This window comes from Nonomuraea sp. 3-1Str (assembly GCF_031570565.1).
Classification (GTDB): domain Bacteria; phylum Actinomycetota; class Actinomycetes; order Streptosporangiales; family Streptosporangiaceae; genus Nonomuraea.
Genome location: NZ_JALHBK010000010.1, coordinates 73,287 through 99,707 on the forward strand (window position 1 = coordinate 73,287; position 26,421 = coordinate 99,707).

A 26,421-nucleotide genomic window follows, 5' to 3' on the forward strand; every position below is an offset into this window, starting at 1 on the left:
CTATAACCGGGTATATCGGTATGTGACGTGAAGTGATTGTCCAAGGGAACCGGTCTACCGTGTGATCGTGCAGCTCTACACGAGATCAGCGGGAACCGGCCTGCCGGTCGTACTGCTCCACGCCTTCCCCCTCTCCTCCGCCATGTGGCTGGCGCAGCGCGAAGGGCTGGCGGCCACCTGCCGCGTCATCACGCCCGACCTGCGCGGCTTCGGGGGATCGCGGCTGGGCGAGGACGAGCCCTCCGTGGACGCGATGGCCGACGACGTGGCCGCGCTGCTCGACCAGGAGGGCATCGACCAGGCGGTGGTCGGCGGCCTGTCGATGGGCGGGTACGTGACGATGGCCTTCTGCCGGCGTCACCCCGACCGGGTCCTCGGCGTCGTCCTGGCCGACACCAAGGCCGGCCCCGACCCGCAGCCGGCCCGCGACAACCGCGAGCGCATCGCCCAGGCGGTGCTGTCCGGCGGCACCGACGTGCTCCTCACCGACGTGCTGCCCGCGCTCATGGGGCCGACCACCAAGGATCGGCGGGCCATGGTCGTGGGCCGGGTCAAGGGCCTCGTCCAGTCCGCGCCGCCCGGGGCGGTGGCCTGGGCGCAGCGCGCCATGGCGGCCCGCCCCGACTCCGCCGCCACCCTGGCCGCCCTCAAGGTGCCGCTGCTCGTCATCGTGGGGGAGGAGGACGAGCTGGCGCCGCCCGCCGAGGCGGAGGCCATGGTCCGCGCCGCGCCGCACGGACGGCTGGAGGTCATCCCGAAGGCCGGTCACCTGAGCGCGGTCGAGCAGCCCGAGGCGTTCAACGCGGCGGTCACCGAGTTCCTCACGTCCGAGCTCGGCGAGGCGGCACGATCGCCCGGATGATCAGGGACGACGGGATGATCAGGCCTCGGCTTGGCGAGGCAGGACGATCTCCCGGATGATCAGCGCGATGGCGGCGGCGACCGGGATGGCCAGCAGCGCGCCGACGATGCCGAGCAGCGCGCCGCCGACCAGCGCGGCGATCACCGTCACCGCGGGCGTCACGTCCACCGAGCGCTTCATCACCCGCGGGTAGACGAGGTAGTTCTCGATCTGCTGGTACACGACGAAGAAGATCGCGCACGCGATGCCCAGGGGCAGCGACTGGAGCAGCGCCACCGCGGAGACCAGCACCGCGCCGATGGTGGCGCCCACCAGCGGGATCAGGTCCGTCAGCGCCACCACCAGCGCCAGCGCCAGCGCGTACCTGACGCCGAGGATCGACAGGAAGATCCACGTCAGCGCGCCCGCGATGATCGAGATGATCACGTTGCCCGCGACGTAGCCGCCGATGCCGGCCAGGATCTGCTCCGACAGCGCCGCCGTCCGCTCCCGCCGCGAGGCCGGCACGAGCCTGAGCAGGTACGCCTTGATCGTGTGCAGCGAGCCGAGGAAGTACAGCATCAGCACGAGCAGCGTCACCGTGGTGAACACTCCGTCGAGCACCACCAGCCCCGCCCCGACGACGCCGCTGGCCAGCCACGGGCCGACCGTGCCGGTGACGAACTGGGCCAGCTTCGGCAGGATCTGGTAGTCGGCGTCGAGCCGGCGCAGGGTCGGATGGTTGCTCAGCTCGCTCACGTAGCCGGGCACCGCCGCGACGAAGTCGGCCAGCTCCTTGCTCACCGGCGGCACCACGGCCAGCCCGAACAGCACGAAGCCCACGATGACGCCGGCGAACACGATCGAGATCGCGCCCCGCCGGGCCAGGCCGCGCCGCTGCAACGCCTCGACGGCCGGGTTCAGCCCCACGGCCAGGAACATCGCCACCACGACGAGGACGATGACGCTGAGCGAGGCGACCACCATCTGCGCGATGGCGATCGCCGTCAGCACACCGAGCCCGCCGACCAGCCCGAACAGGAACGGCCCGCGAGCCAGCGGCTTGCCCGGCAGCCCGTACGCCGTCGGCCCTTCGGGCGACCGGCCTTCGGGTGACCGGCCTTCAGAAGCCGGGCCTTCGGGCGACCGGCCTTCGGGCGACCGGCCTTCGGGTGGCGGGCCTTCGGGTGGCAGGGTGGAGGCGGAGGACGGCGGCCGGTCGGCTGCCGGGTCCTGGGCGGCGTCGGACGCGACGTCTGCGGACAAGGAGGGCTCCTGGAGGTCGGGGGGCGGCGGACCAGGCGCCGGAGCCCGGAAGGGGCCGGCAACAGAAAGAGAGCCTAGCGACCACCCGGTCGCCAGGCTCTCTCAGCCGTCATTCACCCCCAGGTGATGCGGGCTACTCCTGCCACCACTCCGCGTCGTCCTCGGCCTTGGCCTCCTGCTTGGCGGCCGGGGCGGGCGCGAGCGGCTTGTCGCTGACCGGCGCCGACAGCGCGGGCTTCGGCGGGGCCGCCGTGACCGCGGGCTCGGGCTCCATGCCCGGCAGCGCGGCGCCGCCCAGCAGCTGGCGCAGCTGCGCCAGGTGGCTGGTGATGCTGTCGCGCTGGCGGGTGAGCTCGTCCACCTGACGCTGCATGGACGAGCGGGTGCGCTCGGCCTCGTTCTTGGCCTCGGTGACGATCGTCTCGGCGCTCGACTTCGCCTCGGACACGATCTGGTCGGCGTTCTTGCGGGAGTTGGCGACCAGCTGCTTGGCGTGCAGGTCGGCCTCGCGGCGGGTCTGCTCGGCCTGCTGGGTGGCCTTGGTGGCGCGGGACTCGGCCGTCGCGGCGCGCTGCTCGGCCTCGGCGACCAGCTTCTGCGTCGCGGCCTGCGCGGTGGCGTGGCGCTCCGCCTCCTGGCGCTCCGCCTCCTCACGCCGGGACGCGAGCTGGATCTCGAACTCCGCCTCGTCCTGCGCCCGCTTGGCCTCGGACTCCTCCAGGACCCGCTGCGCCTGCGCCCGCATCTCGTCGGCCTGCCGCTTGGCCGTGGTCAGCACCTCGTCACGCTCGCGCTTGGTCGAGGCCCGCAGCTGGGCCACCTCGCGCTCGGTGGTGGTGCGCAGCTTGGCGATCTCACGCTCGGCGTCGGCCCGCTTCTCGGCCACCTCGTGGTCGGCGGTGGCCCGCAGCTTGGCGACCTCGCGCTCGGTGGTGCTGGTCAGCTCGTCGGCCTCGCGGCGCGCGGTCGAGCGGATGTCCTCCGCCTCGCGCTCCGCGGTGGTGCGCATCTCGTCGCTCTCGCGGGTGGCCTGCGCGCGCTTCTCGGCCGCCTCCGCCTCGGCGGCCGCCCTCATGTCGGCGGCCTCGACCTTGGCCGCCGCCTTGATCTCGTTGGCCTCGGATCTCGCAGCCTGAACCAGCTCGGTGGCCTGCTCCTCGGCCAGCCGCAGCAACTGCTCGATACGGGCGCCCAGACCGGAGTAGGTGGGGCGCTCCTGCTCCTGCAGCTGGCGCTGGGAGTCGGACAGATCGCGCTGCAGGGTGGAGACCTGCTCCCGAGCCTGGCGCAACTCGCCGTCGAGCTGCTTCAGGTGATCATGAACCTGGTGACGGTCATAACCACGGAGGACCACGTCGAACTCGCGTGCGGGGGCGTCCTCGAAGAAGTTGTTGAGCTGGGCGTCGATGTCGGACTGCATGGAGGCTCGATCCTGGGTTGTCGAGACGGCTACACGGGCCGGACGGGGGGTTCGGGGCAGCCGAGCCGGGAGCCTGTGCCTCACGGCAGGCCCCATGTCCGGTGGAAGGCCAGAGTACTCCGCCGGTGCCGAGTCTGAAGCCCCGTCCAACTTTCTGCGCGACTAGTTACATATGAACGTTTTTTGCGTTTGTTACGACCTGGTCGCCTGGACCAACTCCGTCAGCATTCCTCCCACGTCCTTCGGATGCAGAAACGCGATCTGCGAGCCCATCGAGCCGTGCCTGGGCCGCTCGTCCAGGACACGTACGCCTTTCCCGCCGATTCTATCGATCGCCTCAACCACATCAGGCACCCCGAACGCCACATGATGCACACCCTCGCCGCGCTTCGCGAGGAACTTGCCGACGGGGGAGTCGGGCGACAGCGGCTCCAGGAGCTGGATGTAGGAGCCGCCGCCCTCGCCGTCGGCGATGTGCAGCATGGCCTCCTTGACCCCCTGCTCCTCGTTCACCTCCCGCGCGACGACGCTGAGCTCGAACGTCTCGGAGAAGAGCGCGATCTTCTCCTCCAGGTCGTGACAGGCGATCCCGATGTGGTCGATCCGCATGAACATGTGTGGTCAGCCTCCATAGCCGTCGAGCGTGCACCCGTGGGTATGGTGTCAAAGAACCCCTTGCCCGCACAGGAGGCCGTCGCCATGTCTGGTTCCGTCATCGTCGCCGGAGCGCGCACCCCGATCGGCAGGCTCCTCGGGGCGCTGTCCGGGCTGCAGGCCGTGGAGCTGGGAGGCATCGCCATCAAGGCCGCGCTGGAGCGTGCCGGCGTGGCGCCCGGGGACGTCGAGTACGTCATCATGGGCCAGGTCCTCCAGGCCGGCGCCGGGCAGATCCCCTCCCGCCAGGCCGCCGTCCGGGCCGGCATCCCCATGACCGTCCCCTCGATCACCATCAACAAGGTGTGCCTGTCCGGCCTCGACGCCATCGCGCTGGCCGACCAGCTCATCCGCGCGGGCGAGTTCGACATCGTCGTCGCGGGCGGCATGGAGTCGATGAGCAACGCCCCCCACCTGCTGCCGGGGCTGCGCAGGGGCGTCAAGTACGGCGGCTCCGAGATCGTCGACTCGATGGCCCACGACGGCCTGTTCTGCGCGTTCGACCAGTGCGCGATGGGCGAGTCCACCGAGCGCTACAACGCCCGCCTCGGCATCGGCCGCGAGGAGCAGGACTCCCTGTCGGCCCGCTCGCACCAGCTCGCCGCCGCGGCCGTCAAGAACGGCGTCCTCGAGGACGAGATCGTGCCCGTCGAGGTCCCGCAGCGGCGCGGCGAGCCGCTGGTCGTCAAGGATGACGAGGGCGTGCGCGGCGACACCACGGCGGAGACGCTCGCCAAGCTGCGCCCGGCGTTCGCGGCCGACGGCACGATCACGGCGGGGTCGTCCTCGCAGATCTCCGACGGCGCCTGCGCGGTCGTCGTCATGTCGCGCGCCAAGGCCGAGGAGCTGGGCCTGCCGTGGCTGGCGGAGATCGGCCGGCACGGCAACGTCGCCGGTCCCGACGCCTCGCTCCAGTCCCAGCCGGCCAACGCCATCAAGCAGGCCCTGCTCAAGCAGGACCTCACGGTCGCCGACCTGGACCTGGTCGAGATCAACGAGGCGTTCGCCAGCGTGGTGCTCCAGTCGGCCAAGGAGCTGGACCTGCCGCTGGACAAGGTCAACGTCAACGGCGGCGGCATCGCGCTGGGCCATCCCATCGGCGCCTCGGGGGCGCGCATCGTGCTCACCCTCGCCCACGAGCTGCGCCGGCGCGGCGGCGGGCTGGGCGCGGCCGGCCTGTGCGGCGGAGGCGGCCAGGGCGACGCCCTGATCATCCGCGTCCCGTCCCCGGACGAGAGCTAACAGTCGTGGGAGAGGGTCACGAGAACAGCTTGGAGATCAGCGACCGCCGGCGGCCGCTCACCTGACGGATGAGGCGGTGGTCGTCGGCGACGCGCCGCAGCTCCTCCGCGCGGTTCTTCATGACGAGGTACTCGAGTTCGGCGTGCATCAGTCCGGCTCCCAGATCTTGAGGTGCTTGTTGCCTGCACTCTCAAGACTCGTCCTAAGGCCCGTCCGCCCACATCGGGCGGATGCCTTATCCCTGGACACCCATGGACGGACGGGCACGGCCTGAGGTACCTAGGGGTGCCTAGGTCACGGCTCGTCGCTGAACTTCACCGTCACCTTGGTGAACCCGAGCGACTTCAGCAGCCCCTCCAGCATGGCCTTGGTGTTGGTGTCGGCCCGCCTGCGCAGGTCGCTGGCGGCCGCCGCCTCGGCGATCTTCTTCTCGGCCAGCACGTACACCTCCCTCTGGTCGCCCGGCGAGGACGACAGGAAGTCCTGCACCCGGTCGAGCAGCCCGCGCTGCTGCGCGAAGACGTACGAGCGGCTGTTGTCCAGGTTGGGCTTCTCCAACTGGGAGCGCGGCAGGCGGATCGTGACCTGGGTCCGGTCCGGCGACACCGTCACGGCGTCGGCCGCGAGCCCCGAGAAGTCCACGTACGCGTCGACGCCGCCCGCCCCCACGAACAGCGTCCGGGTGCCCTTGACGGCGTCGGGCAGGAAGTTGGCGTCCTTCTCCAGGTCGACCACGACCTGGAAGCTGCCGGTCGCGGCCTCGAAGCGGCTCAGGTCCTTGATGGACTGGAGCAGGACGGGCTGGCTGCGGTCGATGGTCCGCTCGCCGGTGGGGTCCAGCCAGGTCCACGCCAACCGGCCGCCGACCACGAGCAGGACCGCGAGGACCAGCAGGCCGGCCACGTATCGCCACCTGCGGCGCCGCCCCGGTGAGACCGTGGCGGGCGCCGTACGGGATGTCGTCATACGGTGTTGACTACCCGGACGTGGATCATCATTGCCAGCCGTTTGGTGACATCTACGGTCTCCAGTCGGTCACGGGCGCGTCGCCCGCGTCCGGATAGACCGGATACACCTGCTGGGGGGAGCCCGCGGTCGTGGCCACCCGGGCCGCCCCCGACCGGCCCCGCGGCGTCTCGGCGGGGCCGCCGCCGAAGTGGGTGCTCGACAGCCTGCACGACTGGAAGTCGCTGAAGAACATGCGCAGCCACTCGCGCCGCTGGTGCTCGCTCAGCCCGGAGAACCACGCCGCCGCGTACTCGTGCTCCGGCAGCGGCCCTCCGGGCAGCGGCTCGCCCCGCAGCCACGCCATCACGATCTCCCGGTAGCCGTCGGCCGGGGTGCCGGTGCACTTGGCCGCCAGCGACTCGACGTACTCGTACGACGCCTCGTCCGCGAAGCCCGCCGACAGGTCGCGCACGTGGATGGGCGCCAGTCCGGGCACCGGCCTCAGCTCGTCCTCCAGCGGCCGCTGCTCGACCCGCGTGAACGCCGCCGGGGTGCCCGCCAGCCGCGAAGCGATCTTGGTGAACGCCGCACCCAGCTCGGTCAGGCCCGCCCGCATGGCCGGATGGAGGCAGACGGTGATCGGCCACTCCTGACAGGAGTAGGCGATGTCCTGCGCGGCGGCCGGCTTGGGCGCGCCCAGCAGCCGCGCCACCCCGGTGCCGGCCGCGAGCACGGCCAGCAGCGCGCAGGCCAGCACCAGCGCCTGCCGGGTCACCATCGCGGCCCAGCCGAGCAGCAGCGCCGTCGTGATGCCGAGCAGCCAGATCGTCTGGTCGAGGAACGCCGCGCCGCCGCTCATCTGGAACAGGTCGTACGGCCGGCCGGCGCTCGGAGTGAGCCGGTCGGTCCAGCCACCGCCGGCGGCGAGCCGGCTGAACAGCAGGTAGCAGCCCAGCCCCGCCAGCGGCGGCATGATCGCCACGGGCGCGAACCAGCCCGCGACCCACCCGATCACCGAGTAGAGCGCCAGCCCGGCCATGCCCACGCCCAGCCCCGGCAGGCCGAGCGGCCCGGCCTGCTCGGTGAGGACCGTCTTGACCGCCAGCACCAGCACGGTCGCGGCGAACGACCCGAGCACCACCACCACGATCGCCAGCGGTGCCTTGAGCGCCCGCCACGCGCCGATCGTCCGGCCGCGCAGCGCCTTCCGCTTGCGCAGCGCCACCCAGGCGGCGAAACCGGCCGCCACGGGCCCGGTCAGCCGGAGCGAGCCGATGACCGCGGCCACGATGTTCTCCCACGCGTCCACGCCAGGGATCAGGACGCTCCATGCCGCGGCCAGACCGAGCGCCATGAGCACGGCGACGGTGACGGCCGCGCTCTGTTTCAGTTCCTCACGTGTGACGCCCGCGTGCTCACGCACGCGATCTCCCCTTGAAGTCCATCAAGCACCCCCCGTGCCCCGTAGGCGAACGCGGAACGTCAGCAGTCCGGCAGGTCCCCACCGCCGATGGACTTGGTGTCCGCGTCACCGTTTGATGCGAGAACCATAACTGAGCGTGATGATTGACGTCCGGATTCTTGGCCAAGCAGTGAATGCGATAGCTCAGAGTAACCAGACGAATGGGGACGAGCGGCGCGCTACCGTAGCGCTGTGTCGCAGCCGAAGCCGCTCAACCTGCCGTTCGATCCCATCGAACGCGCCGCGCAGACCTGGCGTGTTCACTTCGGACCCTCTTCCGCCATGGCCGCCGTCACTTCGATCATGAGAGCGCATCAGATCCTCCTGTCGCAACTTGACTCGCTCCTGAAGCCGTACGACTTGACCTTCGCGAGGTACGAGGCGCTGGTGCTCTTGACCTTCAGCAGGACGGGGGCGCTCCCGCTGTGGAAGATCGGAGAGCGTCTCATGGTGCATCCGACCAGCGTCACGAACACCGTTGACCGGCTCGAGAGGTCCGGACTGGTCAGCCGCATGCGCAACCCCAAGGACGGCCGCGGCGTGCTGGCGGAGATCACCGACGCGGGCCGCGACGTCGTGCGCCGCGCCACGGCCGACCTGATGGCGGGCGACTTCGGCCTGTCGATGTACGGGGAGGACGAGCTGCACGCCATGTTCGACCAGTTGCGCACGCTCCGGGTGGCCGCGGGCGACTTCGGGGAGTGATCGGCGGTGCGGGCGCGCGGCGTCCGGATTCGGCCCGTGGCGGACGGCGGCCCTCGCTGGCGCTCCCGCGTCGTGGCATGCGGCAAGATGAGGAGCATGGCGGACTTCTCTAGGCCCGGGTCGCTCTACGGAGCGGTGGACCTGGGCGCGCGCAAGCAGGCTCTGGACGCGCAGGCCCGGCGGGAGACCGCGGGCCCGCAGGCGGCCTCCTCGGCCTCGATCGTCGACGTGACCGAGGAGACCTTCACGACCGACGTCATCGACCGCTCGATGAGCGTGCCCGTCGTGCTCGACCTGTGGTCGCCGCGGGCGCCGGGCAGCGCCCAGCTGAGTCCCGTGCTGGAGAAGGTGGTCGGGTCCATGGGTGGCCGGGCCGTCCTGGCCAGGATCAACGTCGACGCCAGCCCGCAGATCGCGCAGGCGCTGCGCGTGCAGGCGGTGCCGACCGTGCTCGCCGTCTTCCAGGGGCAGGCGGTGACCGGCTTCCAGCAGGTGCTGCCCGAGCAGGAGGTGCGCCGCTGGCTCGACGAGCTGATGGGCGCGGTCGAGCAGTTCTACGAGGCCAACCCCGACGCCAGGCCGGCCCAGGGCGACGGCGACGGCGAGCAGGCGCCCGAGGCGCCTCCGGCCGATCCCGACCTGCTGGCCGCCGAGCAGGCCATCGAGCAGGGCGACCTCGACGCGGCCGAGACCGCCTACGAGCGGCTGCTGGCCCGCGTGCCCAGCGACGAGGACGCCAAGATGGGCCTGGCGGGCGTCCGGCTGATCAAGCGCACCACCGGCGCCGACCCGGCCGACGTGCAGCGGCGGCTGGCCGACCCGGCCGACATCGACGCCCACCTGCTCGCCGCCGACATGGAGATGCTGTCCGGCTCGGTCGACGAGGCGTTCGCCCGCGTCGTGGCCGTCGTCAAGCGCACCTCCGGCGACGAGCGCGACAGGGCGCGGCGCCACCTGCTCGGCCTGTTCGAGACGCTCCCGGCCGAGGACCCGTCCCTGGCCAAAGCGCGCAGGGCCCTGGCCAACGCGCTGTTCTGACCTTCGAGCTGTTCTAACCTGAGGGTGTGCGGGTCGTCACCATCTCGGCGACGTACGGCACGGCGGGCGGCCACATCGGCCCCGCCGTGGCCGAGTGCCTCGGCGTGCCGTTCGTCGACCGGGCGATCCCCGGCGCCGTGGCCGAGGAGCTCGGCTGCACCCTGGAGGAGGCGCTGGCCCACGACGACCGCGCCGCGCACGGCCTGGCCAGGCTGCTGGCGGGGGCGATGCGGCTGCCCACGGTGACCTTCGGCGGCGTGGACGTGTACATGGCGGGCGCCATGCCCCTGGCTCCCGAGGAGTTCGTCCGGCGCACCGAGCAGGTGCTCCAGGAGATGGCCCGCGCCCAGGGCGGCGTCTTCCTGGGCCGGGCCGGCGCGATCGTGCTCGCCGACCATCCCGGCGCCCTGCACGTGCGGCTCGACGCGCCGTTGCGGCGACGGGTGCTCCAGACGGCCACGCTGAGGGACCTCAACGAGCGCGAGGCCCTCAAGATGATCGAGCGCAACGACCGCGCCCGCACCGCCTACGTGCGCCATTTCTACCGGGCCGACGCGGCCGACCCGAGCCTCTACCACCTCGTGATCGACAGCACGAGCATCCCCGTGCCGGCCTGTGTCGATCTGATCGTCACGGCGGCCGAAGCGCTGTCCTGACCGCGCTCTCCCCACCGGTGACGACGGGCTCCGCACACCCGTGACGACGGCCGGGGCGTCGGCCTGACCGTGTTCCCCCTACCATAGGAGAACTTCTTGGTCAGGCCCGAAGGAGCGATTGACGTGGCGACCGTCCCGAGTGTGTCGTACTCCATCACTGTGCGGCTGGAGGTGCCGGCAGGCGGCAAGGCCGTCAGCCAGCTCACCCACGCCGTAGAGTCGGCGGGCGGCGTGGTCACCGCCCTCGACGTCACCAACGCGGGCCACGAGAAGCTCCGCATCGACGTCACCTGCGCGGCGCGCGACACCGACCACGCCCAGGCCATCGTCGACCAGCTGGAGGCCGTCGAGGGCGTCGTCATCCACAAGGTCTCTGACCGGACCTTCCTCATGCACCTCGGCGGCAAGATCGAGATGGTGTCGAAGGTGCCGCTGCGCAACCGCGACGAGCTGTCCATGGCGTACACGCCGGGCGTGGCCCGGGTCTCGCTGGCGATCGCCCGCAACAAGGAGGACGCGCGCCGGCTGACCATCAAGCGCAACACGGTCGCGGTCGTCACGGACGGCTCGGCGGTGCTGGGCCTCGGCAACATCGGCCCGGAGGCGGCGCTGCCGGTCATGGAGGGCAAGGCGGCGCTGTTCAAACGCTTCGCCGGCATCGACGCCTGGCCGCTCTGCCTCGACACGCAGGACGTCGACGAGATCGTCCGGACCGTGCAGCTCATCGCGCCCGGCTTCGGCGGCATCAACCTGGAGGACATCTCGGCGCCGCGCTGCTTCGAGGTGGAGCGGCGGCTGCGCGAGCTGCTCGACATCCCGGTCTTCCACGACGACCAGCACGGCACGGCCATCTGCGTGCTCGCCGCGCTCACCAACGCGCTGCGCGTGGTGGGCAAGTCCATCGAGGACGTGCGGATCACCATGGCGGGGGCCGGCGCGGCCGGCAACGCGGTGCTGCGGCTGCTGCTCGCGGCCGGCGCCCGCAACGTCGTGGTCTGCGACTACCTCGGCGCCGTCCACAAGGGCCGCGACGACCTCGACGAGTCGCTGAGGTGGATCGCCGAGCACACCAACGCCGAGGGCTACTCCGGCGACCTGCGCGGCGCGGTCAAGGACGCGGACGTGTTCGTGGGGGTGTCGGCGCCGGGCATCCTGACGGGCGACGACGTCGCCACGATGGCGCGCGACGCGGTGGTCTTCGCCCTGGCCAACCCGGAGCCGGAGGTCTCGCCGGACGACGCCCGCGAGCACGCGGCCGTGGTGGCGACGGGCCGTTCCGACTACCCCAACCAGATCAACAACGTGCTGGCCTTCCCGGGCGTCTTCCGGGGGCTGCTGGACGCGCAGGCCACGGAGGTGTCGACGCAGATGCTGCTGGCCGCCGCCGGGGCGCTGGCCGCCGTCGTGACGCCCGAGGAGCTGGGTCCCAACTACATCATCCCGAGCGTGTTCCACCCGGACGTGGCGGGCGCGGTCGCGGCGGCGGTCCGCGAGTCCGCCGGCGGCCGCGCGCGCGGCTTCACCGAGGCATAGAGGCGATCGTCTTCCACGGCACAGCCTGGCAGGCCCCGGTCGCCGTACGGGGCTGGGGGCCTCCAGGGAGACAGCCGCTGACCGGATGGGGGCGCGCCGCCGTAACGCCGCCCCCTTGACCGGACCTTCCGTGACCGCTGCCCGTCACCCGAGCCGGGTTGTCGCCGGCCGCCGCGTGCACGGCGCCGGTGACCCGCCGCCACCCGGCCACGTGCGCCGGGCGGTGGATGGCGGGGATGTTCGGATACGTCTGGCCCACGGCGTTCGGCGTGCCGGCCTCCGCGATGATCAACCCGGCGGAGGCGCGCTGCGCGTAGTAGGCGGTCATGAGCTCCCCGGGGACGCCGTCGGCCCCGGCGCGGTTGCGGGTCATGGGCGCCATCACGAGGCGGTCGGGCAGGTCCAAGGCGCCGAGCCGGGCGGGTTCGAGCAGCCGGGACCCGGCCTCCGCCGTGCCGCCGTCCGCGTGGTTTCAGACGCGGACGCCCCGCACGTCGCGTGTTCGTGGAGCCGCAAAACGTCACAACGCCGGACCAGGGGAGCGAGATACGCGGGTGACCCTTCATGATGGATGTATGGCGGAAGCGATCTACGTCGGCGGTCTGTTGGTGGCGACGCCGCTTCTCGATGACCCCAACTTCCGGCGTAGCGTCGTGCTGATCCTCGAACACGACAGCGAGGGCGGCACCCTGGGTGTGGTGCTCAACCGGCCGAGCGAGATCTCCGTGACCCAGGTGCTGCCCGTGTGGGACCCCCTGGTGACGGGGCCGCCGGTGCTGTTCGAGGGCGGCCCGGTGCAGACCGACAGCGCGCTGGCCCTCGCCGCGGTCCCCAGCGGCGAGGAGCCCCTGGGATGGCGCCGCCTCCACGCGGGGACGCCGTCCGTCTCGCGGCTCGGCACCGTCGACCTGGACGCGCCGCCCGAGATCCTCCAGGGCGAGATCTCGCAGATGCGGATCTTCGCCGGGTACGCCGGGTGGACGTCCGGCCAGCTGGAGAGCGAGATCGCCGAGGGGGCGTGGTACGTCGTCGACTCGGAGGTCGGCGACACCTTCCACACCGACCCGCGCTCGCTCTGGCGCCACGTGCTGCGGCGGCAGCGCGGCGAGCTGGCGTTCGTGGCCAACTGCCCGGACGACCCGACGATGAACTGACCTGCTAGGCGTTCCCCGATTCGGGTCGATCCGCCGGAGCGGCCGGATCGCCCGTGTCCCAGCCGGGGCGCATCATGCTCTCCACGAGCTCCAGCGTCTCCTCCATCTGCTGGACGACCTGCGACAGCTCGGGCCGCCGGCCCGGCGGGCACTCGAACCCGACCCGCAGCGACGACATGGCGATGGCCACGACCAGGTGCGACACCCGGTCCGTGGTCACGTCGGCGCCCCGGCGCGCGGCGATCTCGGCGGCCAGGTGCCGCTCCGTCTCGGCGCCCCTGGCCACGGTCAGGCCGACCAGGTGCGGGTGGTCGTCCAGCAGCCTGCGCAGCTTGAGGAATCTCTGGGCGTCCTCGGGAGTTGAGTCCTGCATGTCGCGCAGCACGGCGCGCAGCGCGTGCGTCATGGAGGCGAACGGGGGCTCTCCGGCCGGCCGGGAACGCAGGGCCTCCAGCATGACCTCCTCGCCGTGCTCGTGGAACCAGAAGGCGACGGCGTCCTTGCTGGTGAAGTAGCGGAAGAAGGTCCGGGGCGAGATGTCGACCGACCCCGCGATCTGCTCCACGGTGGTGGAGTCGTACCCTTGTTCGAGGAAGAGGTCCAGCGCGGCGTCCAGGATCGCCAGGCGCGTCTTCTCCTTCTTGCGTTCCCGCAGACCCATGCACGTCACTCCCTCGACATCTTCGTGTCACATTGTGTCATAAGTCGCGGCCTGACTTTTTTAAACGGTTTGTGATCTTTCATCGACTGACATAGATTACCCGAGGCTAAAGAGATCTATGTCCCGGTGTGGGACACATGTGTTTGAGGGGGTTTCATGGCGCACACGAAGGCGGTTGACGCGCCGCCGGCACCGGAGTCCGGTGCCACGGGGGCGGGGAGCAATCCATGGCTCGTGCTGCTGGCGGTCAGCCTCGGCGTCATCATGGTGATGCTCGACGGGACCGTGGTAGGCATCGCCAACCCGGTCATCCAGCACGATTTGGGTGCCTCGCTGTCCGACCTGCAATGGGTCACCAGCGGCTACCTGCTGGCTCTGGCGGTCTTCCTGATCACCGCCGGCAAGCTCGGTGACCTGTTCGGCCACAAGCGGGTGTTCCTCATCGGCGTGGCCGGGTTCGCGCTCTCGTCGGTCGGCATCGGCCTCAGCCAGGAGCTGGCCGACGTCGTCCCGGGCCTGTCCCCGGTGGGCGCCCTGATCGGGCTGCGCGTCCTGCAGGGCCTGTTCGGCGCGCTGCTCCAGCCGGCCGCGCTGGCGCTGCTGCGCGGGGCCTTCCCCGGCGAGAAGCTCAACCAGGCGATGGGCGCCTGGGGCGCCATCATCGGCCTGTCCAGCGCCGCCGGTCCGATCGTGGGCGGCGTGCTGGTCGAGAAGGTCAGCTGGGAGTCGGTGTTCTTCATCAACGCGCCGGTCGGCATCGTGGCGCTGCTGATGGGCCTGCTCCTCATCAAGGAGAACCGCTCGCAGACGCTCGCCCGCATCGACTGGCTCGGCGTGGTGCTGCTGTCCGGCGCGATGTTCGCCCTCGTCTGGTCGATCATCAAGGCCCCCGAGTGGGGCTGGGGCGACACCAAGACCATCGGCTTCCTCGTCGGCTTCGCCGTGCTGGTCGCCGGGTTCATCTTCTGGCAGAGCAAGGCCAAGCAGCCGCTGGTTCCGCTCTCCCTGTTCCGCAACGTGTCGATCTCGATCGGCACCGTGCTCATGATGATGGTCGCGTTCGCCATGTTCGGCGCGATGTTCTTCCTGGGCTTCTTCTTCCAGGGCGTGCACGGCCTCAGCCCGCTCGACGCCGGCCTGCGCATGCTTCCGATGAGCGCCGGCATGATCGTCGCCTCGCCGCTGGCCGGCATGCTCATCGGCCGGCTCGGCGCGAAGATCACGATGGCCATCGGCCTGGTGATCACCGCGTCGGCGATGTTCCTCATGTCGCAGCTCAGCATCGACGCCTCGTTCATCGAGAGCGGCATCCCGTTCGTCCTGCTGGCGTTCGGCCTGTCGCCGGTCTTCGTCGGCGCCACGGAGATCATCGTGGGCAACGCCCCGATCGAGCTCAGCGGCGTCGCGGGCGGTCTGCAGCAGTCGGCCATGCAGGTGGGCGGCGCGCTCGGCACCGCCATCCTGGGCGCCGTCATGGCCGCCGAGATCTCCAGCAAGCTGCCCGGCTACCTCGGCCCGGCCGCCCAGAAGATCCCGGCCGAGCAGATGTCGCTGCTGGAGAAGGCCGCCGCGTTCGGCGGGCTCCCGCCGGGCACGCCCGCGCAGTTGCAGCAGACGCTCGGGCCGGCCATCCACAACGCGTTCATGGACGGCATGCACCTGGCGTTCCTCGTGAGCACCGGCGTCGCGCTGCTGACGGCGGCCCTCACGCTGTTCGTCAAGGCGGGCCGCAAGTCCGAGCCGGGCGCGCCGGTCCACGTGGGCTGACGACGTCCCCGCCTGTCCCGTACGGCCCCCGCAAGGAGAACGGCTCCTGGCGGGGGCCGTACGGCTGCCCGGTGCAGGAGGACGCGGGGCATAGACTCGGTGGGGTGAGTACGAAGATCCTCCCCGAGCAGGAAACGACGCCGCGGACGTCGCACGGCGACGGCGATCACGAGCGGTTCTCGCACTACGCGGACAGAAACAAGATCACCGAGAGCATGGTGACCGGCACGCCGATCCGCGCCCTGTGCGGCAAGGTCTGGGTGCCCAGCCGCGACCCGAAGAAGTACCCGGTGTGCCCGGAGTGCAAGGAGATCTACGAGGGTCTCCCGCCGGGCGGCGGCCCGGGCGACGACAAGAACCAGTGAGTGTTGCTCACGTGTGATCCTCTCCCGTCGAGTTACGGTCGGTGATCTGACCAACTCGATCAGTAACGGGGGATTGCATGGCCCGGCGCGCGACCGCCGTCACTTTGGCATGCCTGCTGGCGGCCGGTCTGGCGCCGCCGCACCGCGGCGAGGCCGCGATCCGTCCCGCCCGGGCGCCGGACACCGGCGGCCAGGCGGGCTGCGAGCCCGCCGCCCGGCTCGGCCGTGACACCCGGCGCGGCCCCGAGCCGCGCCAGCCGCGCCCCCAGGACGTTGGCCGCGTCCTCACCGAGCTGGACAAGGGCCTGGCCGGCACCCGGGCGCCCGAGCACGTCACCGTGCCCGTCTGGGTGCACGTCCTCACCGACGGCGTCACCCGCGCGTCCACCGCCGCCGTCAAGGCCCAGTTCGCCACACTCAGGGACGCCTACTCCGGCCGGTTCGGCGGCGCGGACTCCGGCGTCACCTTCCGCCTGGCCGGGGCGCGGCTCGTGCGCAACGCCGACTGGTTCGCCGACCCCACCACCAACGAGCAGGCCATGAAGCAGGCGCTGCGCAGGGGCGGCCCCGAGACGCTCAACCTCTACATCGCCCAGCTCGACCGGCAGGTCCTCGGCTTCTCCACGTATCCGTACTGGTACAAGGACAACCCGCAGATCGACGGCGTGGTCATCGACTGGCGCACGCTGCCCGGCGGCACGTTCGCCGACTACGACCGCGGCTACACCGCCGTCCACGAGATCGGCCACTGGCTCGGCCTCTTCCACACCTTCGAGAACGGCTGCGAGACCCCCGGCGACGGCATCGAGGACACCGCGCCGGAGGCGAGGCCCACCGAGGGATGCCCCGAGTCGAAGGACACCTGCCTGCCCGACGGGCGGCCCGACCCGTTCCACAACTTCATGGACTACGCCAAAGATCCCTGCATGTGGGAGTTCACCCAGGGTCAGGCCGCGCGGATGCGCGAGATGTGGGCCGTCTACCGGGAGCCCGCGCCCGCCCAGGCGGCGGCCCGGGTCGGAAGCGGAGGCCGCCTCGCCGGGCGATCGCCGCACACTTAGGATGTCCCGGTGACAGGACCGAAGGCACTCGACACTCCATACGACTCCCGCACCGGCATCCTCGGCGCCGCCTACCGCGCACCGACCGTCGGCATCCTGCTCGTCGTCACGCTCGTCGCCTTCGAGGGCATGTCGGTCGGCGTCGTCATGCCGGAGGTCTCGCGCCAGCTCCAGGCGCTCGACCTGTACGGGGTGAGCTTCTCGGCCTTCCTCATCGCCAGCCTGTTCGCCAACGTGGTGTCCGGCCTGTGGTCGGACCGGCGCGGCTACACGGCGCCGTTCCTGCTCGGCCTCGTGCTGTTCGTCACCGGCATGGTGCTGGCCGGGGCCGCGGACGGCAAGACGATGTTCCTGGTCGCCAGGGCCGTGCAGGGGCTCGGCGCGGGCTCCACGATCGTCGCCCTCTACGTGATGATCGCCCGGGTCTACCCGGCGGCGATGCGGCCCAAGGTCTTCGCGGCGCTGTCGGCCGCCTGGGTGGTGCCCGCCATGGTCGGCCCCGCCGTGGCGGGGTTCGTCGCCGCCCAGTGGGGCTGGCGGTGGGTGTTCTACGGCATCGTCCCGCTCGTCGTGCCCGCCCTCGTCATGCTGATCCCCGCGCTGCGCCCGCGGACCGCGGAGGAGGAGACGGCGCCGCCGGAGGGCCCGCGGTCGCGTCCGCTCCCCATGACGATCGCCGCCACCTCGGCCGCGGGCGGCGCCGGCGTGCTGCTGTACGGGGTGAACGGGCTGCACGTCATGCCGCTGCCCAGCGCGGTCGCCGCCGTCGCGGGCCTCGCCCTCCTCGGGTACGGGCTGAGCAGGCTGCTGCCGCCCGGCGCGCTGCGGTTCGGCCGGGGGCTGCCCACGACCATCATGATGCGGGGCATGTTCTCGGCGCCGTTCTTCGGCGTGAACGCCTTCATCCCGCTCGCCCTCCAGTCCGTCAAGAAGTTCGACCCCACGGCCGCGGGCATCGCGCTGACCATCGGCGCGCTCGGCTGGTCGGCCGGATCGTTCCTGCAGAGCCGGCGCACCGCCGAGCCGCACCGGCGGTTGCGGCTGGGCGCGGCCTGCGTCACGGCCGGGGTGCTGCTGGCGCTGCTCGCGGCGGTGCCGGGCGTCACCGGGTGGGTCGCGGTGCCGGCGTGGGTGATCGCGGGGTTCGGCATGGGCCTCGGGATGACCACGGTCAGCGTCACCGCGCTGAAGCAGTCGCCGCTCAACGAGCAGGGAGCCAACAGCGCCGCGCTGTCGGTGACGGACATGCTCGGGTCCGCCCTGGCGCTCGGGGTGGGCGGCGCGCTGATCAACGTGATCGGGCACAGCCCGGCGGAGATCGCGCGCGGGTACATCGTCATCTGCTGCCTCATGGGCGCCCTCGCGCTCTGCACCACCCTGCTCGCCTCCCGCGTCCGCTGACGCCGCCGTCCGACTCTTTCCGCCCCACCTGTCACAGCGGTCACGGTTCGCCAGATCTCGAGCGCGAGGAGTGATAGGACAGCGCCAGGAGGTGCCATGGAGGACGACCACCTGGTCTGGCCGCCGAGCACGGGGGCCAGGCACCGCCGCACCGCTCCCCAGGACTGGACGGGCGCCCCGGCCCGGGGACGCGCGGGCGAGCCGCCGTACCCTCCGGTGACGGGCGTGCCGGGCCCTGCCGGGGGCTCCGGGCGGAGCCGGCCGCCGTACCCGCCCGTGAGAGCCGTACCGGACCCGCCCCGGGACCCTCAGTCCGAGGCTGAGGACGAAGCGCCCGCTCCCCGGAAGACGACGCCCGCCGCCCGGAGGGACGTGCGCGCCGTCCGGGAGGAGGAGCCGGACGAGGAGTTCTGGGGCCCGGAGGACGACGATCCGGACCTGGAGCACGGAACCTGGGCACCCGTCTTCCGCCGGAAGCCGGGAGCGGGTGACGACTCCACGGAACGCCCGTGGGGCCCCAGGACGGTACGGGCCGCGGAGGACGCCCTTCCGGCCCCGGGCCGCGGCGGCCTCTCCCACTGGCTCACGGGCCGGCCCCGCCGCGAGGAGCCCCCTGGGACCGACGCCTGGGACGGCCCGGAAGACCTCGACGACCAGGAGGACGACTGGCAGGAGCACGGAAGGGACGACGGGCGCCGCCCGTGGGACTCCCTGCCGCCCTCCGCCCGCATGTACGGCGCGCCCGCCGACCCCGGCCCGCCCGGGAGAGTGGGCGGCCACCTCTGGCGGCGGGCCGGCACGGCGCTCGCGCTGCTGGCCACCGTCGCCGCCGTGGCCCTGCTCGGCGTGACCGCCCTGCGACGGACGGACGGCCCCGAGGCCCGGCAGGAGACCTTGGCCGACACCCGGGCCAAGGTCGTCATCCCGCTGCCCGACGGGTGGCACGCGGGGGCGGTGCCGCCGGTGACCGGGTTCACCTCGGTCGCCCGCGACGGCGACGGCGCCCTCGTCATGGCCAGGCCGGTCGGCGAACCGGTGGGCGACCCCAGGAAGGCCGCGGCCCAGGCCGCCGAGCTGTACTCCCGGCTCCTGCTCAAGGGAGACCGGGTCGGCGTCGTCGAGGACAGGAACCTGACCGGCGGGCACACCCGCGCCCTGCGCGCCGAGTACCAGGACGTCGTGAACCGGCCCGCGTACCTGAGAGTGATCCTGCTCACCCGCGACGGCGGCGCGGTGCTCGTCGTCGGGCTGCTCCAACCCGAGGAACCCGCACGCAGACAGGCGCTGGACGCGCTGCTGGCGAGCGTGCGATAAGCCACCTGAAAGCCACCTGACGCCCATTAGCACGCAAGGACGACCTTGGCCAGGATCCGCGGTGCACGGCACGTCTTGTCGGTGTGCCCGATTACCCTTGGGTCACTGTGAGAGAGCGAAGCACACGAACCCCAGAGGTGATGCGGTGAGCACCTTCGCCGCGTCCCACCTATCGCCTTCCTATCCCGACCGTGCCGCGTGGGGCACCGCCCAGAAGCTCCGGGCATGGCAGCAGGAGGCGTTCGACCTCTATACCAGGCTTGAGCCGCGTGACTTCCTCACCGTGGCGACCCCGGGCGCGGGCAAGACGACCTACGCCCTGCGGATCGCCAGTGACCTGCTGGCCAGGGGAGTGATCAAGGCGATCACCGTCGTCACCCCCACCGAGCACCTCAAGCGGCAGTGGGCCGACGCCGCGAGCCGGGTCGGCATCGGCATCGACCCCGAGTTCAAGAACAGCCAGGGCACCACTTCACGCGACTACATCGGCGTCGCCGTCACCTACGCCCAGGTCGCCATGCATCCGGCCCTGCACCGGGCGCGCACCGAGGCCCGCAAGACGCTGATCATCTTCGACGAGATCCACCACGCCGGCGACGCCAAGTCGTGGGGCGACGGCATCCGTGAGGCGTTCGAGCCGGCCACCCGGCGGCTCCAGCTCACCGGCACGCCGTTCCGCTCCGACGACAACCCCATCCCCTTCGTCGGCTACCAGGAGGACGCCGAGGGTCTCAAGCGCAGCGTCGCCGACTACTCCTACGGCTACGGCCCCGCCCTCGACGACGGCGTCGTCCGTCCCGTGATCTTCCTCGCGTACTCCGGCGAGATGAAGTGGCGCACGCGGGCCGGTGACGAGATCGCGGCCACGCTCGGTACGCCGCTCACGAAGGACCAGCTCTCGCAGGCGTGGCGGGCCGCGCTCGACCCCAAGGGCGACTGGATCAGGCAGGTCATGCAGGCCGCCGACCGGCGGCTGACCGAGGTGCGGCGCGGCGTGCCCGACGCCGGCGGCCTGGTCATCGCGACCGACCACGAGACGGCCCGCGCCTACGCCCGCCACCTGCGCGCCATCACCGGCGAGGGCGCCACGGTCGTGCTCTCCGACGACCCGGGCGCGTCCAAGAAGATCAAGGCGTTCGCCGCCTCGCAGGACCGCTGGCTGGTGGCGGTCCGCATGGTGTCGGAGGGCGTCGACATCCCGCGCCTGTGCGTCGGCGTCTACGCCACCTCCACCTCGACCCCGCTGTTCTTCGCCCAGGCGGTCGGGCGCTTCGTCCGGGCCCGCAAGCGCGGCGAGACCGCCTCGGTGTTCCTCCCCTCGGTGCCGACCCTCATGGGGCTGGCCAACGAGATGGAGGTGGAGCGCGACCACGTCCTCAACCGCCGCCCGCCCGAGGACGGCCTCGACGACAGCCTCCTGGAGCAGGCCAACCGCAAGCAGGACAACCCCGACGTCCTGGGCGACGAGCTGCCGTTCGAGACGATGGAGACGTCGGCGACGTTCGACAGGGTGCTGTTCGACGGCGGCGAGTTCGGCACGGGGGCCGCGGTCGGCTCCGCCGAGGAGGAGGACTTCCTCGGCCTGCCGGGGCTGCTGGAGCCGGACCAGGTGGCCACGCTGCTGCGCAAGCGTCAGTCGGACCAGCAGGCGGCCAGGCGCCGCGAGCCCAAGGACGAGGCGCCGCCCGAGCTGGCGCCGCACGAGCGGATCGCGGAGCTGAGGCGGGAGCTGAACGGGCTCGTGGGCGCCTGGAACCACCGCACGGGCCAGCCGCACGGCGTCATCCACTCGGACCTGCGCCGCGCCTGCGGCGGCCCGCCGATCGCCCAGGCGACGGCCGAGCAGATCCAGGAACGCATCGACAAGATCCGCCACTGGGCCACCCAGCGCCGCTGACCTGTCCGGCCGCCCGCAGTCCCACGATGGGGGAGGCCGTCCGCGGTCTCACGTACGGCCGTCCGCCGTCTCAGCGAGCGGCCGTCCGCCGTCTCACGTACGGGCGGCCGTGTGTCTGGTGAGCGCGCCCGGCCCGGCGGGCGGGCCGGGCGCGTGGCGTCCTGGCCCGGACCTCAGGTGGCGCGCCGGTGATCCGCGCCCGGGGCCTTCGAGGCGTCAGGGGCGTCGTGGGCGCCGGTGTTTCCGTGGTTGGTGGCGGCGTCCGGGGCGTTCAGGTCGTCGGAGCCGTCGGAGCCGTCGGAGCCGTCGGGGGCGGGGATGCGGTGGCCGGTCCGGCCGTCGATCAGCACGTAACGGCCGAGGTGCCCGTGTCCGTGCCCCGCGTCGCCGGAGGCCTGGGCCGGACGGACCCCCGCCGCCGTGAGCGGCACCCGCAGCGACGCCTCACCCTCCTCGACCCGCACAGGCACACTCCGCCCACCCGCGCCCCCCGAGCCCGCGCCCCCCGAGCCCGGGGCGCCCGAGACTGAGCCGCTCGCGCCATGGGAGCCTCGTGTGCCGCCCGGGCCCACTGAGCCGGCGTCGCCGCTCGCGCCCGGAGCGGCCGAGCCCGGTGCCGAGCCCGGCGCGGGCCCCTCGTGGAGCCACACCTTGAGCCTGCGCCCCTCGGCCCGCAGCACCACGTCGGCTGTGGCGCACTCCCCGGCCGCCGCCGGCCAGGACAGGACGAGCCCGCCGCGCCGCCCCTCCACCCGGCCCGTCCGGGGCAGCGGCTCCCGCTCGGCGCACTCCGCCCGCGCTTCAGGGGGCGCCGCAACGGCCCCGCCGTGGGGATCGGGCAAGGGGAAGCGGACGGCGTTCGTGGCGATCGTCGCCACCTCCAGCATCGTCAGCGCCAGCACCGCGCCGGCCCGGGCCCAGGCCCGGCCGGACACGAGGACCCACAGGCTGAACGGGCCGAGGACGAGCCAGGCCAGTCCGAGAGAGAAGGCGAGCATGAAGAGACCTCACACCGGGATGAGACACGTGACTCTCCGTGTTACTTCTCCCTCGGCGCGGCCGCTCCGGCTTGACGATCCCCTGAACTTTCCGTTGTCGATCGTGTACGTTGCGTGGCGAGAGGCGTCGAAGGGACGCCGGGTTACCTTGGAGGGGTGCCTGAAGTGAGCCTGTACCTTCCGGAGGACATCCAGCAGCGGGTCGCGGAGGCGGCCCGAGTGCACAGGATGACCGAAGAGGACTACATGCGTGACGCCATCCGGCGGGCGCTGGTGGAGGAGGCCCTCGCTGAGCGTCCTCGGCCCAGGCTTCCCGTTTTCGAGCTCGGCGGCGAGACGCTCACGGCCGAACGCGTCGATGAGATCCTCACCGAGGGCTTCGGCGAGGACGGGCTCGCCTGATGCTGGTCCTCGACACCAGCGGGCTGCTCGCCGCCATCGGTCCCGAGCAGCCGTTTCACAAGGAAGCGCGTCATGTGTTGGAGACGGAGGAGGGGCCACTGCTCCTCTCCCCGTTCGTCCTCGCTGAGACGGACTACATGATCCTCAAGCTCGCCGGCGTCCGGCGAGAGCTGCAATTCCTCCGGGACATCGGTGCGGGCGGTTACGAACTGGTGGCCATGTCGGCGGACGACGTGAGACGCGCGGCGAACATCGCCGAGCAGTACGCCGACATGCGGATCGGGCTGACCGACGCGTCCGTCGCGCTGGTCGCGGCCCGGCATGGCACCACTCGGGTGCTGACGCTGGACCACCGGCACTTCCGCACGATGAAGCCGCTCCGGGGTGACGCCTTCACGGTCCTTCCCGCCGACGGCCGTTGAGAGGCCGTCACGGGGTCAGCCGAGCGCGGGGGCGCCCTTGAGGGTGACGCCGGCGGCGTCGAGTTCGGCCAGGGCCGCGTCCGTGGTGTGGCGGGCGACCCCGGCCGTCAGGTCCAGCAGCACCCGTACGGCCAGGCCGTTCTTGACCGCGTCCAGTGCCGTGGCGCGCACGCAGTGGTCCGTGGCGATGCCCACGATGTCCACCTCGTGCACCTTGTGCTCCGCCAGCCACGCCCCCAGGCTCACCCCGTCGCCCGAGGCGCCCTCGAAGCCGCTGTAGGCCGCCGTGCGGGCGCCCTTGCTGAACACCTCCTCGACCGCCGCCACGTCCAGCGCCGGGTGGAAGTCGGCACCCGGGGTGCCGGCGACGCAGTGGCGGGGCCAGGTCGCGACGTAGTCGGGGTGGTCGGAGAAGTGGTCGCCCGGATCGACGTGGTAGTCGCGGCTGGCCACGACGTGGTCGTAGGGGTGGTCGGCCACGTGGCGGGTGATCGCCGCGGCCACCTGCGAGCCTCCTGCCACGGCGAGGCTGCCGCCCTCGCAGAAGTCGTTCTGCACGTCGACGATGATTAACGCGGTGCCCATAGAGGCACGATACGTCAGGCGAACTCGGTGGGGATCGCCGCGTACCCGCGTCCGATCTGCAGCGCCTCCTGGGGCAGCGTCGCGACCGACTCGGCGTGGCGCGCTCGGGCGTCCGCCAGCGGCTCCCTGCCGACGGGCTCGCCGCCGCGCACGAGCTGCCGCAGCAGCGGCACGCCGCCCTCCGGCGCCTCGCCCGAGGTGGTGATCAGCTCGGTCTCCGCCCGGCCCTGGCCGTCGAACAGCCGGTACGCGTGCTTGCGCCCCCCGCGCGACGGCTTGCCGACCGAGCGCTTGGCGACCGGCTCCAACTCGCCCGCGGCCGTCTCGCGGGCCACCAGCTTGTAGACGAGCGCGGCCGTCGGCACGCCGGACCCGGTCACCAGGGACGTGCCGACCCCGTAGCCGTCCACGGGGGCGGCGGCGAGCGCGGCGATGGCGTACTCGTCGAGGTCGGAGGTGACCAGGATGCGCGTGTCGAAGGCGCCCAGCGCGTCGAGCTGCTCGCGGACCTCCTGCGCGGCGGCGGCGAGGTCGCCCGAGTCGATGCGGACCGCGCCCAGCTTGGTGCCGGCCAGCTCGACGGCGGTCCGCACGGCATCCGGCACGTCGTAGGTGTCGACGAGCAGCGTGGTCTCGGGCCCCAGGGAGGCGATCTGCGCCTCGAACGCGGCCTGCTCGGAGTCGTGCAGCAGCGTGAACGCGTGCGCCGCCGTGCCGGCCGTGGGGACGCCGTACACGTGGCCGGCCATGAGATTGGACGTGGAGGCGAACCCGGCGAGGTAGGCGGCGCGGGCCGAGGCGATCGCGGCGCGCTCGTGGGTGCGGCGCGAGCCCATCTCGATGAGCGGCCGGCCGCCCGCCGCGTTGCGCATGCGGGACGCGGCCGAGGCGATCGCGCAGTCGTGGTTGAGAATGGACAGGATCATGGTTTCGAGCAGCACGGCCTCGGCGAAGGTGCCCTCGACGACCATGATCGGGGAGGCCGGGAAGTAGAGGTCGCCCTCGGCGTAGCCGCAGATGTCGCCCGAGAAGCGGTACTCCGCCAGGAACTCCAGGGTGGACGCGTCGACCACGCGGTTCTCCCGCAGAAAGGTGAGCTGTTCCTCACCGAAACGGAAGTTCTCCAGCTCGTCCAGGACGCGGCCCGTCCCCGCGACGACCCCGTAACGCCTGCCCCCAGGGAGATGCCGCGCGAACACCTCGAAAACGGCGCGCCGGTGGGCGGCGCCGCTTCGCAGACCCGCCTGCAACATCGTCAGCTCATAGTGATCTGTCAGCAACGCGGTGCTCATGCTCAATGTCACGACTCGAAGACTACGGCGGAGGTAGGGCAGGATGGGGAATGTGGGTAGCACCGCTCCAATCGCCGTCGAGCGTCCGTCATCGGACGTCCGCCCCGATCTGCCTTGGGTGACGATCGTCTGGAACGACCCCGTGAACCTCATGTCGTACGTGACGTACGTCTTCCAGACCGTCTTCGGCTACACCCGCGAGAAGGCCGAGAAGCTCATGCTGGACGTCCACCACAAGGGCAGGGCCGTCGTGTCCAGCGGCACGCGCGAGGAGATGGAACGCGACGTGCAGATCCTGCACTCCTACGGCCTGTGGGCGACGGTCCAGCCGGACTCGGTCAAGTGAGGCGGTACGGGTGAGCTCGGGGTTCTCGTCGAAGCGCGGCGTGGTCATCGCCCAGTTCGAGGCGCCGGAGGTGGCGATCCTCCGCTCGCTGGTGTCACAGGTGCTGGGCCTGGTCGAGCCGGGGGAGACCGGCGACGACCCGCTGGAGCGCGCTCTCGGCATCGGCGGCGGGGGCGAGGTGCCGTCGGACCCGGTGCTGGCGCGGCTGTTCCCGTCGGCGTACGAGGACGCGGGCGACGCGGCGGAGTTCCGCCGCTACACCGAGGCGACGCTGCGCGACGGCAAGCGCGCCGACGCGCGCACCATGCTCGACACGGCCCGGCCCGGACGCACCGAGCTGACGCCCGAGCAGGCCCAGGCGTGGCTGCGCGCGCTCAACGACGTGCGGCTGGCCCTCGGCACCAAGCTGGAGGTGACCGAGGAGATCCACGAGGAGATCGCGACGATGTCCGAGGACGACCCCCGCTACCCGGCCTACGTGACCTACGACTGGCTCACCTACCTCCAGGACACCCTGGTCCGGGCCCTCTGGTAGCTTCCGGGCATGCTGACGATCTCGCAGGAACTGGTGGACCGGATCGTTGCCCACGCGCGGGCCGACCACCCCGACGAGGCGTGCGGTGTGATCGCGGGACGCGACGGTGTGCCGGAGCGGTTCGTCCCGATGGAGAACGCCGAGCGCTCGCCGACCTTCTACCGCTTCGACTCGATGGAGCAGTTCCGCGTCTGGCGTGAGATGGACGACCGTGACGAGGAGCCGGTCGTGATCTACCACTCGCACACGGCCACCGAGGCGTACCCGTCGCGCACCGACGTCTCCTACGCCTCCGAACCGGGCGCCCACTACGTGCTCGTCTCGACCCGTGACGAGCAGGAGGTGGAGTTCCGCTCCTTCCGGATCGTCGACGGTGTCGTCACCGAGGAAGAGGTAAGGTTCATCCCATGATGGTCCGGCCGGTGCAGAGCTTTCTCTTCGCCCACACCCCGGCTG

29 protein-coding genes are annotated in these 26,421 nt (G+C 71.8%); 18 read left to right on the forward strand and 11 right to left on the reverse strand.

Features of this window, described 5'->3' with window-relative positions:
* Positions 1–67: 67 nt before the first annotated feature.
* The gene (locus MTP10_RS17910) at positions 68–862 is read left to right on the forward strand and encodes an alpha/beta hydrolase (protein WP_310710605.1); all 795 of its coding nucleotides are present in this window, start codon (positions 68–70) and stop codon (positions 860–862) included.
* Positions 863–880: 18 nt separating this feature from the next.
* On the opposite strand, the gene MTP10_RS17915 is transcribed toward MTP10_RS17910, so the two are convergent.
* The 3 genes from MTP10_RS17915 to mce all read right to left on the reverse strand — a co-directional run bounded on the left by MTP10_RS17915 (position 881) and on the right by mce (position 4,142).
* Entirely contained in the window at positions 881–2,107 is a 1,227-nt protein-coding gene (locus tag MTP10_RS17915; protein ID WP_310710606.1) for an AI-2E family transporter, read from the reverse strand.
* Positions 2,108–2,240: 133 nt separating this feature from the next.
* Complete coding sequence (locus tag MTP10_RS17920; RefSeq protein ID WP_310710607.1) at positions 2,241–3,527, reverse strand: DivIVA domain-containing protein; 1,287 nt, start codon at positions 3,525–3,527, stop codon at positions 2,241–2,243.
* A gap of 192 nt (positions 3,528–3,719) precedes the next feature.
* On the reverse strand, positions 3,720–4,142 hold the full coding sequence (gene mce, locus MTP10_RS17925; protein WP_310710608.1) for a methylmalonyl-CoA epimerase: 423 nt from the start codon (positions 4,140–4,142) through the stop codon (positions 3,720–3,722).
* An 84-nt stretch (positions 4,143–4,226) separates the two neighbouring features.
* Here mce and MTP10_RS17930 point away from each other — a divergent pair, with 84 nt between their 5' ends.
* On the forward strand, positions 4,227–5,423 hold the full coding sequence (locus MTP10_RS17930; RefSeq protein WP_310710609.1) for an acetyl-CoA C-acetyltransferase: 1,197 nt from the start codon (positions 4,227–4,229) through the stop codon (positions 5,421–5,423).
* A 16-nt stretch (positions 5,424–5,439) separates the two neighbouring features.
* Here the strand turns inward: MTP10_RS17930 and MTP10_RS17935 are convergent, their stop codons facing one another.
* From MTP10_RS17935 to MTP10_RS17945, 3 genes are all read right to left on the reverse strand, one after another.
* Complete coding sequence (locus MTP10_RS17935) at positions 5,440–5,571, reverse strand: hypothetical protein (RefSeq protein ID WP_310710610.1); 132 nt, start codon at positions 5,569–5,571, stop codon at positions 5,440–5,442.
* A gap of 146 nt (positions 5,572–5,717) precedes the next feature.
* Positions 5,718–6,389, reverse strand: a complete 672-nt coding sequence (locus MTP10_RS17940; RefSeq protein ID WP_310710611.1) for a DUF4230 domain-containing protein — start codon at positions 6,387–6,389, stop codon at positions 5,718–5,720.
* A gap of 52 nt (positions 6,390–6,441) precedes the next feature.
* The gene (locus MTP10_RS17945; protein ID WP_310710612.1) at positions 6,442–7,794 is read right to left on the reverse strand and encodes a hypothetical protein; all 1,353 of its coding nucleotides are present in this window, start codon (positions 7,792–7,794) and stop codon (positions 6,442–6,444) included.
* Between the two features lie 231 nt (positions 7,795–8,025).
* Here MTP10_RS17945 and MTP10_RS17950 point away from each other — a divergent pair, with 231 nt between their 5' ends.
* From MTP10_RS17950 to MTP10_RS17965, 4 genes are all read left to right on the forward strand, one after another.
* A complete protein-coding gene (locus MTP10_RS17950) occupies positions 8,026–8,538 on the forward strand; it encodes a MarR family transcriptional regulator (protein WP_310710613.1) in 513 nt (170 codons plus the stop codon).
* A gap of 96 nt (positions 8,539–8,634) precedes the next feature.
* Positions 8,635–9,576: a tetratricopeptide repeat protein gene (locus MTP10_RS17955; RefSeq protein ID WP_310710614.1), complete on the forward strand. Its 942-nt coding sequence runs from the start codon at positions 8,635–8,637 to the stop codon at positions 9,574–9,576.
* A 26-nt stretch (positions 9,577–9,602) separates the two neighbouring features.
* Positions 9,603–10,232 (forward strand): cytidylate kinase-like family protein, encoded by a 630-nt coding sequence (locus MTP10_RS17960; RefSeq protein WP_310710615.1) that lies wholly within the window; start codon positions 9,603–9,605, stop codon positions 10,230–10,232.
* 123 nt (positions 10,233–10,355) lie between these two features.
* Entirely contained in the window at positions 10,356–11,765 is a 1,410-nt protein-coding gene (locus MTP10_RS17965) for an NAD-dependent malic enzyme (RefSeq protein ID WP_310710616.1), read from the forward strand.
* Here MTP10_RS17965 and MTP10_RS17970 read toward each other — a convergent pair.
* Complete coding sequence (locus tag MTP10_RS17970; RefSeq protein WP_397334474.1) at positions 11,752–12,138, reverse strand: hypothetical protein; 387 nt, start codon at positions 12,136–12,138, stop codon at positions 11,752–11,754. The two genes, MTP10_RS17965 and MTP10_RS17970, sit on opposite strands and share 14 nt — an antisense overlap.
* 202 nt (positions 12,139–12,340) lie before the next feature.
* On the opposite strand from MTP10_RS17970, the gene MTP10_RS17975 reads away from it, so the two are divergent.
* Positions 12,341–12,919, forward strand: coding sequence for a YqgE/AlgH family protein (locus tag MTP10_RS17975; RefSeq protein WP_310710617.1), 579 nt, complete (start codon positions 12,341–12,343; stop codon positions 12,917–12,919).
* 4 nt (positions 12,920–12,923) lie between these two features.
* On the opposite strand, the gene MTP10_RS17980 is transcribed toward MTP10_RS17975, so the two are convergent.
* Positions 12,924–13,580, reverse strand: a complete 657-nt coding sequence (locus MTP10_RS17980) for a TetR family transcriptional regulator (RefSeq protein ID WP_310710618.1) — start codon at positions 13,578–13,580, stop codon at positions 12,924–12,926.
* Between the two features lie 156 nt (positions 13,581–13,736).
* Between MTP10_RS17980 and MTP10_RS17985 the strand changes: the two genes are divergently transcribed.
* From MTP10_RS17985 to MTP10_RS18010, 6 genes are all read left to right on the forward strand, one after another.
* Positions 13,737–15,347 carry an MFS transporter gene (locus MTP10_RS17985; protein ID WP_310710619.1) on the forward strand — a complete coding sequence of 537 codons (1,611 nt, stop codon included), beginning with the start codon at positions 13,737–13,739 and terminating at the stop codon, positions 15,345–15,347.
* A gap of 104 nt (positions 15,348–15,451) precedes the next feature.
* The gene (locus MTP10_RS17990; protein WP_310710620.1) at positions 15,452–15,712 is read left to right on the forward strand and encodes a DUF3039 domain-containing protein; all 261 of its coding nucleotides are present in this window, start codon (positions 15,452–15,454) and stop codon (positions 15,710–15,712) included.
* A gap of 77 nt (positions 15,713–15,789) precedes the next feature.
* Complete coding sequence (locus MTP10_RS17995) at positions 15,790–16,773, forward strand: zinc metalloprotease (RefSeq protein WP_310710621.1); 984 nt, start codon at positions 15,790–15,792, stop codon at positions 16,771–16,773.
* A 9-nt stretch (positions 16,774–16,782) separates the two neighbouring features.
* Positions 16,783–18,174, forward strand: a complete 1,392-nt coding sequence (locus tag MTP10_RS18000; protein WP_310710622.1) for an MFS transporter — start codon at positions 16,783–16,785, stop codon at positions 18,172–18,174.
* Between the two features lie 96 nt (positions 18,175–18,270).
* Positions 18,271–19,488, forward strand: coding sequence for a hypothetical protein (locus MTP10_RS18005; protein ID WP_310710623.1), 1,218 nt, complete (start codon positions 18,271–18,273; stop codon positions 19,486–19,488).
* Between the two features lie 145 nt (positions 19,489–19,633).
* Positions 19,634–21,385 carry a DEAD/DEAH box helicase gene (locus MTP10_RS18010; RefSeq protein WP_310710624.1) on the forward strand — a complete coding sequence of 584 codons (1,752 nt, stop codon included), beginning with the start codon at positions 19,634–19,636 and terminating at the stop codon, positions 21,383–21,385.
* A gap of 173 nt (positions 21,386–21,558) precedes the next feature.
* Here the strand turns inward: MTP10_RS18010 and MTP10_RS18015 are convergent, their stop codons facing one another.
* Positions 21,559–22,383 (reverse strand): hypothetical protein, encoded by an 825-nt coding sequence (locus tag MTP10_RS18015; protein WP_310710625.1) that lies wholly within the window; start codon positions 22,381–22,383, stop codon positions 21,559–21,561.
* Positions 22,384–22,539: 156 nt separating this feature from the next.
* Here MTP10_RS18015 and MTP10_RS18020 point away from each other — a divergent pair, with 156 nt between their 5' ends.
* Together MTP10_RS18020 and MTP10_RS18025 are read left to right on the forward strand one after the other, a co-directional pair.
* Positions 22,540–22,785, forward strand: a complete 246-nt coding sequence (locus MTP10_RS18020) for a hypothetical protein (RefSeq protein ID WP_310710626.1) — start codon at positions 22,540–22,542, stop codon at positions 22,783–22,785.
* Entirely contained in the window at positions 22,785–23,207 is a 423-nt protein-coding gene (locus MTP10_RS18025) for a PIN domain-containing protein (RefSeq protein ID WP_310710627.1), read from the forward strand. Before MTP10_RS18020 ends, MTP10_RS18025 begins: the two co-directional genes overlap by 1 nt.
* Before the next feature lie 15 nt (positions 23,208–23,222).
* Here MTP10_RS18025 and MTP10_RS18030 read toward each other — a convergent pair whose 3' ends face one another.
* Both MTP10_RS18030 and MTP10_RS18035 read right to left on the reverse strand, forming a co-directional pair.
* On the reverse strand, positions 23,223–23,792 hold the full coding sequence (locus tag MTP10_RS18030) for an isochorismatase family protein (RefSeq protein ID WP_310710628.1): 570 nt from the start codon (positions 23,790–23,792) through the stop codon (positions 23,223–23,225).
* A gap of 14 nt (positions 23,793–23,806) precedes the next feature.
* Positions 23,807–25,084, reverse strand: coding sequence for a nicotinate phosphoribosyltransferase (locus MTP10_RS18035; RefSeq protein WP_397334477.1), 1,278 nt, complete (start codon positions 25,082–25,084; stop codon positions 23,807–23,809).
* 43 nt (positions 25,085–25,127) lie between these two features.
* Here MTP10_RS18035 and clpS point away from each other — a divergent pair, with 43 nt between their 5' ends.
* The 3 genes from clpS to MTP10_RS18050 are packed head-to-tail and all read left to right on the forward strand — an operon-like array spanning position 25,128 to position 26,376.
* A complete protein-coding gene (clpS, locus tag MTP10_RS18040) occupies positions 25,128–25,430 on the forward strand; it encodes an ATP-dependent Clp protease adapter ClpS (RefSeq protein ID WP_310710630.1) in 303 nt (100 codons plus the stop codon).
* Between the two features lie 10 nt (positions 25,431–25,440).
* Positions 25,441–25,965 (forward strand): DUF2017 domain-containing protein, encoded by a 525-nt coding sequence (locus MTP10_RS18045; protein ID WP_310710631.1) that lies wholly within the window; start codon positions 25,441–25,443, stop codon positions 25,963–25,965.
* Positions 25,966–25,974: 9 nt separating this feature from the next.
* The gene (locus MTP10_RS18050; RefSeq protein ID WP_310710632.1) at positions 25,975–26,376 is read left to right on the forward strand and encodes a M67 family metallopeptidase; all 402 of its coding nucleotides are present in this window, start codon (positions 25,975–25,977) and stop codon (positions 26,374–26,376) included.
* Positions 26,377–26,421: the final 45 nt, after the last annotated feature.

What these genes read in the sequence shown, in the direction of transcription:
- MTP10_RS17920 (WP_310710607.1), bottom strand. Translation starts at nt 3,527, where the DNA reads ATGCAGTCCGACATCGACGCCCAGCTCAACAACTTCTTCGAGGACGCC.
- mce (WP_310710608.1), bottom strand. Translation starts at nt 4,142, where the DNA reads ATGTTCATGCGGATCGACCACATCGGGATCGCCTGTCACGACCTGGAG.
- MTP10_RS17930 (WP_310710609.1), top strand. Translation starts at nt 4,227, where the DNA reads ATGTCTGGTTCCGTCATCGTCGCCGGAGCGCGCACCCCGATCGGCAGG.
- MTP10_RS17935 (WP_310710610.1), bottom strand. Translation starts at nt 5,571, where the DNA reads ATGCACGCCGAACTCGAGTACCTCGTCATGAAGAACCGCGCGGAGGAG.
- MTP10_RS17940 (WP_310710611.1), bottom strand. Translation starts at nt 6,389, where the DNA reads ATGACGACATCCCGTACGGCGCCCGCCACGGTCTCACCGGGGCGGCGC.
- MTP10_RS17955 (WP_310710614.1), top strand. Translation starts at nt 8,635, where the DNA reads ATGGCGGACTTCTCTAGGCCCGGGTCGCTCTACGGAGCGGTGGACCTG.
- MTP10_RS17970 (WP_397334474.1), bottom strand. Translation starts at nt 12,138, where the DNA reads ATGACCCGCAACCGCGCCGGGGCCGACGGCGTCCCCGGGGAGCTCATG.
- MTP10_RS17975 (WP_310710617.1), top strand. Translation starts at nt 12,341, where the DNA reads ATGGCGGAAGCGATCTACGTCGGCGGTCTGTTGGTGGCGACGCCGCTT.
- MTP10_RS17980 (WP_310710618.1), bottom strand. Translation starts at nt 13,580, where the DNA reads ATGGGTCTGCGGGAACGCAAGAAGGAGAAGACGCGCCTGGCGATCCTG.
- MTP10_RS17985 (WP_310710619.1), top strand. Translation starts at nt 13,737, where the DNA reads ATGGCGCACACGAAGGCGGTTGACGCGCCGCCGGCACCGGAGTCCGGT.
- MTP10_RS17995 (WP_310710621.1), top strand. Translation starts at nt 15,790, where the DNA reads ATGGCCCGGCGCGCGACCGCCGTCACTTTGGCATGCCTGCTGGCGGCC.
- MTP10_RS18005 (WP_310710623.1), top strand. Translation starts at nt 18,271, where the DNA reads ATGGAGGACGACCACCTGGTCTGGCCGCCGAGCACGGGGGCCAGGCAC.
- MTP10_RS18015 (WP_310710625.1), bottom strand. Translation starts at nt 22,383, where the DNA reads ATGCTCGCCTTCTCTCTCGGACTGGCCTGGCTCGTCCTCGGCCCGTTC.
- MTP10_RS18025 (WP_310710627.1), top strand. Translation starts at nt 22,785, where the DNA reads ATGCTGGTCCTCGACACCAGCGGGCTGCTCGCCGCCATCGGTCCCGAG.
- MTP10_RS18030 (WP_310710628.1), bottom strand. Translation starts at nt 23,792, where the DNA reads ATGGGCACCGCGTTAATCATCGTCGACGTGCAGAACGACTTCTGCGAG.
- MTP10_RS18035 (WP_397334477.1), bottom strand. Translation starts at nt 25,084, where the DNA reads ATGAGCACCGCGTTGCTGACAGATCACTATGAGCTGACGATGTTGCAG.
- clpS (WP_310710630.1), top strand. Translation starts at nt 25,128, where the DNA reads ATGGGGAATGTGGGTAGCACCGCTCCAATCGCCGTCGAGCGTCCGTCA.
- MTP10_RS18050 (WP_310710632.1), top strand. Translation starts at nt 25,975, where the DNA reads ATGCTGACGATCTCGCAGGAACTGGTGGACCGGATCGTTGCCCACGCG.